11 protein-coding genes and 1 other annotated feature (1 of these 12 only partly in view) are annotated in these 11,909 nt (G+C 35.8%); of the genes, 4 read left to right on the top strand and 7 right to left on the bottom strand.

From position 1 onward, the window contains the following. Positions 1–239, bottom strand: a binding site (T-box leader); it reaches 32 nt to the left of the window's first position. A 114-nt stretch (positions 240–353) separates the two neighbouring features. The 4 genes from SJY24_RS05005 (at position 354) to SJY24_RS04990 (ending at position 5,794) form a co-directional block, all read left to right on the top strand. Beyond that, positions 354–1,172 carry a class I SAM-dependent methyltransferase gene (locus SJY24_RS05005; protein ID WP_078206615.1) on the top strand — a complete coding sequence of 273 codons (819 nt, stop codon included), beginning with the start codon at positions 354–356 and terminating at the stop codon, positions 1,170–1,172. 415 nt (positions 1,173–1,587) lie between these two features. Continuing rightward, entirely contained in the window at positions 1,588–3,282 is a 1,695-nt protein-coding gene (locus SJY24_RS05000) for a methyl-accepting chemotaxis protein (RefSeq protein ID WP_377863940.1), read from the top strand. A gap of 232 nt (positions 3,283–3,514) precedes the next feature. Beyond that, entirely contained in the window at positions 3,515–5,206 is a 1,692-nt protein-coding gene (locus tag SJY24_RS04995; protein WP_377863939.1) for a methyl-accepting chemotaxis protein, read from the top strand. 270 nt (positions 5,207–5,476) lie between these two features. After that, on the top strand, positions 5,477–5,794 hold the full coding sequence (locus tag SJY24_RS04990; RefSeq protein ID WP_000082522.1) for a metal-sulfur cluster assembly factor: 318 nt from the start codon (positions 5,477–5,479) through the stop codon (positions 5,792–5,794). A 41-nt stretch (positions 5,795–5,835) separates the two neighbouring features. Here SJY24_RS04990 and SJY24_RS04985 read toward each other — a convergent pair whose 3' ends face one another. The 7 genes from SJY24_RS04985 to SJY24_RS04955 form a co-directional block, all read right to left on the bottom strand. Beyond that, on the bottom strand, positions 5,836–7,485 hold the full coding sequence (locus SJY24_RS04985; protein WP_377863938.1) for a M4 family metallopeptidase: 1,650 nt from the start codon (positions 7,483–7,485) through the stop codon (positions 5,836–5,838). Between the two features lie 206 nt (positions 7,486–7,691). Next, a complete protein-coding gene (locus tag SJY24_RS04980) occupies positions 7,692–8,390 on the bottom strand; it encodes a pirin family protein (RefSeq protein WP_377863937.1) in 699 nt (232 codons plus the stop codon). Positions 8,391–8,441: 51 nt separating this feature from the next. Beyond that, on the bottom strand, positions 8,442–8,852 hold the full coding sequence (locus SJY24_RS04975; RefSeq protein ID WP_377863936.1) for a MarR family winged helix-turn-helix transcriptional regulator: 411 nt from the start codon (positions 8,850–8,852) through the stop codon (positions 8,442–8,444). Positions 8,853–8,963: 111 nt separating this feature from the next. Next, positions 8,964–9,398: a DUF3920 family protein gene (locus SJY24_RS04970; protein WP_377863935.1), complete on the bottom strand. Its 435-nt coding sequence runs from the start codon at positions 9,396–9,398 to the stop codon at positions 8,964–8,966. A 138-nt stretch (positions 9,399–9,536) separates the two neighbouring features. Continuing rightward, on the bottom strand, positions 9,537–10,130 hold the full coding sequence (gene uptA, locus SJY24_RS04965) for an undecaprenyl phosphate transporter UptA (protein ID WP_002068116.1): 594 nt from the start codon (positions 10,128–10,130) through the stop codon (positions 9,537–9,539). 81 nt (positions 10,131–10,211) lie between these two features. After that, complete coding sequence (locus tag SJY24_RS04960) at positions 10,212–11,411, bottom strand: cation:proton antiporter (protein ID WP_377863934.1); 1,200 nt, start codon at positions 11,409–11,411, stop codon at positions 10,212–10,214. Continuing rightward, complete coding sequence (locus SJY24_RS04955) at positions 11,412–11,909, bottom strand: cation:proton antiporter regulatory subunit (RefSeq protein ID WP_001026071.1); 498 nt, start codon at positions 11,907–11,909, stop codon at positions 11,412–11,414.

Genomic DNA, 11,909 nt, shown 5'->3' with positions numbered 1-11,909 from the left:
ACCACCTTATTTCGTCAGTCATTCGCATAACTAACCTTAACAAGTACGGAGCTATATGCTCTTATACTGTGGTTTTGATAACGAGTACCAACTCTCGTCGCCGCCTACTATTATCATTTGATAAGTTCAGGACGAAGCTCAAAGGCCATTGTTCAAATGAATATTCTTGCTTCTTCTCAGCTACCGAAGCTCTCTGGAAAGAATGGTTCCATTCTACTTTTCCTTTTCAACGCTTTTATGTATAACACGTATTTTACGACTTAATACCAGAAAAATCAAATTTTCATTCAAAAAAAACAGGAAATCCTACTCACTCACCGAATAACTATAAGTCCACAAAAGGAGTGATAAAATTGAATCAGAAACAACTAAGCACGATTAATGAAAAAAGCTGGAATGCAGCTGCTTATGAAGCTTGGACGAATCGTCACGGGGCGCCAGAGGATTATGCGAAAAAGCTCATGGAAGATCCCGTGCGCGAGGTAAATCATTATTTACCTTACATACAATCTCCAAAAGGAAAGCGTATTATTAATTTACTCGGATCAAAAGGAAATAAAGCAGTTGCTCTTGCTCTTTTAGGAGCCGATGTAACAGTTGTAGACATTTCAGCAAGTAATGAAAAATACGCAACCGAACTAGCCGAAGCTGCTGGTGTCTCTATTCAATATATCATTTCCGATGTACTAGATTTAAATCTATCCCAATCATTTGATATCGTGTTACTGGAGCTTGGCGTGCTCCATTACTTTTTAGACTTAAAGCCACTCTTTCATATAATCTCTCACTTACTAAAACAAGATGGGACCTTTATACTACGTGACTATCATCCCGTTTATACAAAATTATTAGGAGTAGATCATCCATCATTTCGAGCAAATGGAAATTATTTCGACGAGGAACTTATTGAAGATGACGTAGCTTATAGTACTCTCCTTACGGGATCACAGAAATACGCTTTACCGAGAACAAAAATTAGGCGCTGGACACTAGGAGAAATAATTACATCAATGGCAGAAACAAATTTCAAAGTTGAAAAATTGATTGAAGAACACGGATCTCATCAAAGGTGGGTTTTCCCTTCTACTTCACCCGAAGGAATTGAAGAACGTATACCAGGTCTATACACATTAATTGCGACAACATGCAAAAAAGGATCCCTTCACGGATAGGATCCTTTTTTTGCATGCTTACGCATATAAGTTGAGGTTGGAGATTACCATAATTCTGTAGAATAGGACACAAGATATTTCAACATTCGTCTCTGACTTACGTCGTCAAAAAGGGGTATGACCAACATAACGAAGAGTAATGTTTAGTTGATAGTGATAATCGTTATCAACTAATTAGAAGTATACAGGATGTTATTTCAAATTACAATACCATTTCTGATTTTTATTTATGAATTTTTTGATATACAAATGTATACATTTTAAGAACATTTACTCACATTAATCTGCCATATTCCATTATCTGCTATAATTTTCATTGAACAGATTAATAACCTCTTAATTATGTTTTTATTAGTTTCGTTCTCAATATTTATAAATTACAATAAATAGTTTTTTGAAAAAGGTAGGGGTAACAATGAAATATGTTAGCATTCGAAAAAAACTACTGTTCACACTCTTAAGCATTTCTTCCTTATTTAGCATTGCTCTTATTGTTATTCTTTCATTCGCGATGGATCAAGCAAGTGAAATCGAAACATTAAAGAATGATGTATCGAAAAGAGCAACGATTTTAAAAGAACGTGGCGATTGGTTCCAAGCGCAGGTCGCTGGTTTACAAGAATATTTACTATCACATGACCAAAAAGGATTGGATAAATTCAACCGGGAAGGAAAAAAACTAGCTGATACTAGGGAGAAAGTAACAAGTGATAAAAAACTCCCAGAAGGAATGAAAGAGGCCATTTTAATGGGAGCAAAATGGCGCAGCGTCGTAGATAATGAAGTCCTCCCTCTTGCACGGGAAGGAAAATGGGATGAAGCATCTAAAATTGCTCTTGCTCAAACAGATTATGTAAATGATCTTTTAAGTCGTTTTACTAAATATGCAAATGAAGAAAATGACAAACGGGACGTATTAATTGCTGACGTAGAGTCTTCTTCATCCCTTATTCAATATATTATTTTCTTCTCACTCATTACATGTACATTAACGTCTATTCTATTGGCATGGTGGTTCTCTGGTAAACTCGTTAAACCGATTCGACAAATTGATGCGAAGTTAAAAGAATTAGCTTCTCAAGATGGCGATTTAACCGCTAGATTACACGTAACGAGTAAAGATGAAATTGGTGACATCGCAAATTCCTTTAATCAAATGCTTGCTAACTTACAGCGTATAATAAAGCAAGTTCAACAAACATCAACAAGTGTAAAAGAAGCTTCTGAAAATGTGTTTATCGAAACAACTGCTTCTATGGAAAATACCGCAAAAACTAAAGAGACTATGAATGCTCTTGAGCACAATATTCGTTCACAAGTTTCTAGCATTGAAGAAAGTTCAACCGCAATGGATGATATGGCAACGAGTGTTCAGCGCATTGCACAAGCTGCCTCTTCTGCCGCTAGCCTAGCTGTTACAACTTCTGAAAAAGCAGATGATGGAAATAAAGTCATTGAAAAATCTATTACACAAATGCACACAATTAACGAAGCTGTTAACGCTACATCACAAGTGGTAGAGCGACTCATTACACATACGAATCATATTGATACTGCACTTCAATCTATTTCTAATATTGCCGAGCAGACGAATTTGCTCGCTTTAAATGCTTCTATTGAAGCGGCCCGTGCTGGTGAACACGGAAAAGGATTCGCTGTTGTTGCCGATGAAGTACGAAAACTTGCTGAACAATCTCAGCTAGCAGCAAATGACATTAACCATTTACTTCATCAAATTCAAGCGGACACAAAAATAGCAAATGACATGATGACACAAGGTCAGTCAGAAGCTTCTGAAGGAATTACAGTCATTCGTACCGCTGGATCTTCATTCTCAGAAATTGTTAATCACATTAACAATTTCTCTACACAAATACAAGAAATGTCTGCAACTGCTGAAGAAATGGCCGCAAGTTCTGAAGAAATGAATGCAGCCTTAAATAATATCGCTTCTATTTCAAATGAAGTTGCTGCCGAAACATCGAAAACAGCAACTTCAGCTGGTGACCAAGTAAACAAAATGAGTGTCGTTGCTAAAAAATCATCAGAAATGAAAACAATTGTGCAAGAACTTGAAGTGCTCGTTTCTCATTTCAAAACAAATAGTTAAAATGAAAATTTCATTTATACTTCTACGAACTCTAAATTGTTAGAAAGAGCGATTTAGAGTCTCTCTTTTTTCACGCTAAAATATCTCTTTCTATCTCCCATTCTGTCTGCTATAATTCCTAAAGGAAAGAAGAAAGCTTTATTCCAGATGGAGTAAAGCTTTCTTTCAATTTTTTACATTAATTAATTAATTAATTCTAATACTAAGATTTTACAAGGAGGATTTTTATCATATGAATTTTATTAGCATTCGAAAAAAACTAATGTTCATGATGGGAATGATTTGCGCTTTATTCGGCATCGCCTTAGCTTTTATTTTATTCTTTACCATGGATCAGTCTCATAAAGCTGAAACATTACAAAAAGAAATTTCTCCTCTTGCAACAGAATTGAAAGAGCGCGGAGACGCTTATCAAGTACAACTTTCTGCTTTAAGAGGTTATTTACTACAACATGATCAAGTCGAATTAGACAAGTTTAATGAGATGAGTAAACGTCTTGAAGATACAAAAGGGCAACTTCTTTCTAATCCTAACACTTCTCAGTCCGTGAAAAGCACAATGGAATTAGGATCCACTTGGAGAAAGTTCATTGAAGAGAAAGTATTCACTCTTGCAAAAGAACAAAAATGGGAAGAAGCTTTACAAGTAGCTTCTACAGAGAATGGCACTGTTTATAAAGTAATCGGTGATTTCACAAATTACAGTAATGAACAAGCTAAATTACGTGATCAATCTATCAAAAAAATTGATCAATCTTCACTACAAATTGAATATGTTGTCTTCTTATCACTTGTTATTTGTATCATCGTAGCTATCGCTCTTGCATGGTGGTTCTCTGGTAAACTTGTAAAACCAATTCAGCAAATTGATAGTAAGCTAAAAGAATTATCATCTCAAGAAGGTGACTTAACAGCCCGCCTACAAGTAAATAGCAATGATGAAATCGGTGCAATTGCATCATCGTTTAATAAAATGCTAGAAAACCTGCAACATATCATTAATCGTGTTCAAAAAACATCTGTAGAAGTACAAACAGCTTCTGAAAATATGTTAGAAAAGACTAATACATCACGCGAGGCAACAATAAGAGTTCAAAGCTCGATGTCCAACTTAAATTCAAGTATTCAATCGCAAACTTCTAGTATGGAAGAAAGCTCGACTGCGATGGATGATATGGCAATAAGTGTTCAGCGTATCGCTGAATCTGCTTCATCTGTAGCCGAACTTGCTGTAGCTACATCTGAACACGCTAACGACGGAAGTACTGTTATCCAAAAATCTGTTTCACAAATGACAACGATACATGAAGCTGTAAATGCTACATCAGAAGTAGTCGAACGTCTAATCACTCATACAAAATATATTGATACAGCTGTACAATCTATTTCTAATATCGCTGAACAAACAAATCTACTTGCTTTAAATGCTTCTATTGAAGCGGCTCGTGCTGGTGAACAAGGAAAAGGATTTGCTGTCGTAGCTGATGAAGTTCGTAAACTTGCGGAACAATCAAAAACAGCGGCAAAAGATATTAACCAATTGCTTCATCAAATTCAAAATGATACGGAAACTGCCAGCTCTATGATGTCTAAAGGTCGTTCTGAAGCATTTGAAGGCATTACTGTCGTTCGTGAGGCTGGTACTTCTTTCACAACAATTGTTGAACAAGTAAATAAAGTATCAACTCAAATGCAAGACATATCAGCAACAGCTGAAGAAATGGCTGCAAGCGCTGAAGAAATGAACGCTTCACTTAATAACATCGCTTCTATTTCAAATGAAGTATCTAGTGAAACAGCCGCAACGGCACAATCTGCTGAACAGAAAGTCATCGTGATGAATGAAATGACTCTCACTGCAAAACAAATGAAACAAACAGTTGAAGAATTAGATCAGCTTGTATCTCATTTTAAAACTGAATAGCTTTTCAAAAAAATATTCCTCTCTCAGAGAGGAATATTTTTTTGAGCTCATTTCCTGCACTTATCCCGCATTAACGGGCAGTAAAACTCCCACCTCAAAATTCAGGTGGAGCAAAGAAGTTAGGTGGGAGATCAACTGCCCGTAAACGCCCGATTGGTTCAACTAATAATCAGTGGGGGATGAACACCCCCCACTGATTAAAGTTTCACTTTATCCCGCATACCCGTTATAATGAGAACCGATATCATTAATATTTAGGGGGTGCTACACATGTCACAACAAGCATTTGAAGAAAAGTTATATGCCAACTTAGAAGCTGTTATTGACCCTGAATTAGGTGTTGATATTATCAATCTCGGATTAGTTTATGACGTTACAGCGGATGAAAATAATAATGCTGTCATTACAATGACGATGACTTCTATCGGTTGTCCAATGGCTGGCCAAATCGTATCAGACGTTAAAAAAGTATTATCAACGAACGTACCTGAAGTAAATGAAATAGAAGTAAACGTTGTATGGAATCCGCCATGGACAAAAGAACGTATGTCACGTATGGCAAAAATTGCATTAGGTATTCGTGATTAAATAAGAAAAAGACCTGACAATCCAGTCAGGTCTTTTTCTTATTATTTTACTCCTACTGCATCATAAGCTTTCGTTACAGCTTGTACAGCTTTAGAGTTTTTACCGTATAAATCCTCTGCTGATTGAAGTGCAGCTTGGCGCATCATTTTAAAGTCAGAGTTTGCAGTTAAATATTTTGTAAGAGCACGATAGTAAATTTTTTCTGTCGCTTCACGGCCTACTCCAGTTACTTTCACACCGTAATGTGTGCCGCCATCAGACACTAAATACGCTGCCTTATTGTTAATACTACTATTAATATGAACACCGCCATTGTCGGCTGTTCCAGTATAACGTTTATTGTAGTGATCTGGGTAACCTTCACCTGGTTTTAATGGGTTTGGAATAGATGCTGGATCCTTCAGAGAACGAAGTGCATCACCAGGTTTACCAGGTGTATAAATATCAGCACCTAAATCCCAGCTCTTCTTCTCAACCATGACACCCATAATGTCAGATAACGATTCATTTAACGCTCCTGACTCATCTTTATAAACAAGATTTGCTGTATTTTCAGTTACAGCATGCGTTAATTCGTGACCGATAACATCTAGTCCAGCTGATAACGGAATGAATGTCTTGCCATCGCCATCACCATACATCATCTGAACACCGTTCCAAGCTGCGTTATTCCAAGATTCACCTACGTGAACAGTAGAAATAAGTTTCGCACCTTTATCATCGAAAGAGTTACGGTTAAATGTCTTTTTATAGTAATCATATACTTTTCCTGCATTCACATGCGCATCAACTGCCGCTTTATCTTCGAAGAACTTAGATTTACTTGCAATTTCTTCTCCTGTATATCCAAGAATTTGTGAGAATAAATTAAACCAGTTTTCATCCATATTCTCTGCATCAAATGTATGGACACCTTGTCCTCGTGTACCATCAAATAAGTTGAACGCTCCTGTTTTCGTATCTTGAGCAATTTCAAATGATTGTCTAGCGCCTAATACTCCGTAACCAAATCCAGTAATGTTATCTACAGCATTATATTTCTCAATAACATTTCCATTTGTTGCATCAACAAAGTAATGCCAATATCCTGGAGCTGGTTTTGAAACCGATGCTTTTACAAGATATGCAAGATAGTATTGTCCATCTTTTTCATACACGTATAAATCTTTTTTCACACCATCATAATTCTTTACTTTACCAATTTCTTTCTCAATATTAGCTTTTGCAATCGTTTCTGCTTGTTCCGCACTAATACTTGCAGATGCAGGAATATTTTTATTATCTAAATTCGGAATAACTTGTCCAAAAAATGCTTTTACATTATTCTCTTTATCAAGCGTAACTGTTTGATCTGAACCATACACAGGAATGTTATTATGCTTCTCAACTAACTTCACATGTGTTGTACCAGACTCAGCATCTTTTTCTTCACCAACGATATTGAAATGTTTGTCAATATTTCCCGCTAGTTTAAACATATCCTTTTTACTCTCTAAATATTGAAAGACCGTCTCTTTTTTATCTAATCCTTCCGGCGCTTTCCATTCTTCACCTATGTAAGCTGGCGTTTTAAACTCTTGGTGATACTGGATTTTTTGCTCTTCTGCTTTCGTCGTAGTTGCTCCAAATGCCCCAAACCCACTTGCGATAACAGTTAATGCTAATGCTGATGAAATTACTTGCTTTTTCAATCTAACACTCCCCATTCCCCTTAAAGTTTTTAACACTTTTATAAAATTCTGAATTTTTTTCCTGATACCTTCTTCCAAAAATTGAGAAAGTTTTTTCTGTTAATTTAACTCACACAAAAAAGGATATCGTTTCCGATATCCTTTTTCCTATAACTTTTCATCTCGCTATTCACATACTTAAAACCGCCATGGGTTAAAGTTTCACTTTATTCCATTTTCATTTCAATCGCTAAGTAGTGAGAGTTTTCTTTCGCTTGAATGCGAATATCTTCTTCTACAGCCTCCGCTGCATCACGCATTACGAGTGTTTCACCATTCACAACACTGCTACCTTCAATTTGTACAAGGTATAATTGACGTCCTTCTTGAACAGGAAACTGAATTTCTTTACCAGCCTCTAATGATAAAGAATATAAATTTGCATCCTGGTGAATATGAATTGGTGCATCTCCATCAGAAGGAGATACCATATGGAACCACTCATTCTCACGTTTACTCCAATTAAATTTAAACTCACCATAGTTCGGTTTATGACCATCACGGTCCGGTAAAATCCAAATTTGTAATAAACGTAATGTTTCATTTCCTAAGTTATGCTCACTGTGAAATACACCAGTACCTGCACTCATATATTGAACATGCCCACGCTCAATTGTCCCTCGGTTCCCCATACTATCTTCATGTGTTAATTCACCATCTATAACGTAAGAGATAATCTCCATATCACGGTGCGGATGCATATCAAAACCAGTTTGTGCCGCTATTAAATCATCATTCATAACACGTACTGCTCCAAAATTCATATTGTTTGGATTATAATAATTTGCAAAAGAAAAATGAAAATGTGTATTTAACCATCCGTGATTTGCTCTTCCCATATTTTTATGATCAACTTTTCTAAACATATCCTTCACCTCATATCATCTCGAAATCGAGATATTTATTTTTAATTTTTATCACTGCAACTTCTTCAGTAACTCTAATAATTGTTTTTGTTCTTCTCTATTTAACTTATCAAATTGTTCTGCTTGAAATGTTTCTTGCGGCGGGACTATTTCTTCATATAGAACCTTTCCCTCTTCTGTTAATGAAATATATTTCGTGGTACCTTCTTGTTCACGCTGAATCCAATCGAGTTGCTCCATCTTATTTAAAAGTTGAGTAACATTTCCTTTCGTAACAAATAACTTATTTCCAAGCTCTTGCTGCGTTAAACGATCGTGTCCTCCAACTTGAACTAATACATCAAACTGAGCAGCAGATACATTCCATTTCTTCAAATGCTGATTCGTCTCACGAATACTTCTATTATAAAAGCGTGATAAACGAAACCATAATAGTAACCCCAGTTTTTCCTCTGCTTTCATTCCATCACCTCGCTCGTTTGATACTATTAGTTTAGAACTAAACTTAATATAAGTCAATTACTTATTTTTTGTTAGTTATAAATAAAAGCACAGTGTTTTTCTCCACTATGCTTACATCAATCTTCTATTTTTATATTCATTTAACTTCCTCTCCGCGAACATTCTCGCATCTTTCTCAATCCATCTCTCTTCGTACGATTTACTTTCAACATACAGCACTTCTCTCTTATGCTGCATCGCATGGCGAAATTCATGCAATAGTGTTTTAAGCACTTGCTCATACTCTTCCCACATACAAACGAAAATTAATTGTTTTTCTTTATGATAAAAACCGCCTATCGGGAATAGAAACTCTTCCTCCTCTTCCCCTAATGATAGAAGTACATGATTTGCATCACACGTATCACAAAAAATAACTGGCGTTTTACATCCTTCAATAAGTGAAAACAAATCATCTCTCAACTTTTTGACATCCCAAGGAAGCTCCGAATCCAACACATACCAATTCTCCACCTGTTGATATACATTTTGAAACTGGAGTTCCATTTCTTTTTATTCCCCTTTCCAAGCTCTCTTTTTCTATATATATGCCACAATATGGTAAATATTAAACATACTCTTTCTCACCCTTTAAAAAATGACAATAAAAAAGAATCTATGTCAGCATAGATTCTTTTTCCGTAATCACTTTTTTTTCATCATTTTTTTTAATATAAAATAACCAATTGCACAAACAATAGCAGCAAGTGCAAAGTATTTCACATATGGCCCAGCTACTTTATTAATACTTTCCCACTCTGTTCCTAATTTAAAACCTAAATATACAAATACAATTGACCATGGAATAACAGCTAGTGTGGTTAGCGTAATAAACTTAGCATGTGACATTTTCGCAATACCCGCTGGTATCGAAATAGCATGACGCACAACAGGAATAAAACGCGCTGTAAAAATAACACCAGTTCCGTAACGATTAAACCACGCTTCAGCATAATCAATATGTTTCTTCTGAATCAAAATATATTTCCCATATCGCTCAAGAACAGGTCTTCCTCCGTATCGACCGATCCAATAAATGAATAGTTGTGCGATTACACCACCAATTGTACCGAACGCGACAGCACCCCAAAATGTAATGCTTCCTGTTGATACTAAATAACCTGCATAAGATAATACGATTTCACTCGGGATAACCTCTAGCATTAATCCAAGCATAATTCCCCAATAACCAAGTCCTTCTAGAAAAACTAAAACTGAATGAATCAACTCTCCTAACATCATTTACCTCTCTTTACTGTTTTCATTGCAAAAAATAAAAGTACAAGCAGTAAATATCTTGTACTTTTGTTTTTTAAAAATTTATCTAGTCTTCGTATCCCACTTAAAGATTTTATTTAAAAATTTATATACATTCTTTGACTCTTTCGTCAGAAGTGGACCTAAGATCGATAGTATAAGCACGTATAGTGCTGAGAATGGTTTCAGTACTGACATTAAACCACCAGCGATACCGATATTAGCCATAATGATGGAGAATTCTCCTCTTGAAACGATTGTTAATCCAATATTTGTTGACGCTTTATGAGATAATCCAGCTTGTCTTCCTGCAATCATCCCTGCAACAAAGTTTCCGATGATTGTAAGAAGGACAGCACCTAACGTTAACCATATCGCCCCGCCTAATGAAAACGGATCAATGCTTAATCCGAAACTGAAGAAGAAAATAGCTCCGAAAAAGTCTCTAAATGGAACAACAAGGTGTTCAATTCTGTCACTATGCTCTGTCTCAGAGAAAACTAACCCTAAAAGAAGTGCTCCAATTGCTTCGGCAACGTGAATCGTTTCCGAGAAACCTGCAATAAAGAATAACGAAGCAAATACTACAATAATGAAAATTTCATCTGAACTAATATTGAGCAATCTATTTAATAACGGCGTAGCCTTTCTAGCCACAATAAAGAATAGAAGCATGTATCCTAAAGCAATTCCAATCGAAGTAAGAGCACCTAAGAAGGAAGCATGATCCCCTAGAACTAAACCAGAAACAACTGATAAATATACAGCAAGGAATATATCTTCAAACATAATAATTCCTAATATTAATTCGGTCTCATTATTACCAGTTCTTCTTAAATCCACTAACACTTTAGCAACGATAGCACTAGAAGAAATCGTAATAATACCCGCAATAATTAAGATTTCAAGTAATGGGAAGCCCATTATAAATCCGTATAATAATCCAAGTGAAAAGTTAATTAAAATATAGATTGTTCCGCCAATCGCAATGGAACGTCCAGATTTAATTAGTTTTTTCATCGAAAACTCTAGTCCTAGGTAAAACAGAAGGAACAGAACGCCAATCCGTCCAAGGAAGGAAATTACACTTGCACTTTCAATAAATTTGAAATCGATAACACCTATTGTCGGCGCGTGTGGCCCCACTAACATCCCAAGAACAATTAGAAAAGGAATTACTGAGAACTTAAACTTTCCAGCAATGACTGCCGCAATTGCAACTAATACTAACGCTGTACCAACTTCAAAAATTAAAGTATCCATCTAGTCAGTCCCCCTATTCGAAAGTAATTCATTAATAATTTTTTTGATTTCTTCTCTCTCACCAGAAACTACAAGCATATCGCCTTCTTCAATTACCGTTTCTGGCCCTGGATTAAATAGCTTTTTCATATTCTTTTTCATAACTGCAATGATCGTTACACTATACGTTTTTCTTATTTCAAGATCGCCAATTGTTTTTCCAAGTGCTGGAGCAGCATTCTCCACTTTGAACCACTCAATCGCTAAGCCTTCAAAGACCATCTCCACATTTTCTAACGCCCTAGGTTTATATACCATTCCACCTAATATTGCTGCAATTTGTCTTGCCTCTGAGTCACGTAATGAAATACTTGAGATGCTTTCTTCATGGTCTGAATCAAAATGATACATTTCTCTACGCCCATCATCATGAATGACAATCACCATCTTTTCGTTACCTTTCGTAACGATTTGAAACTTATAACCAATACCCGGAAGTTCACTTTCTCTAATATTCAT

Origin of the sequence: Bacillus sp. R86525 (assembly GCF_042466195.1) — a bacterium.
GTDB lineage: Bacteria > Bacillota > Bacilli > Bacillales > Bacillaceae_G > Bacillus_A > Bacillus_A nitratireducens.
The sequence above is the reverse complement of the archived record's forward strand: the minus strand, read 5'-3'. Positions and strand labels throughout refer to the sequence as shown.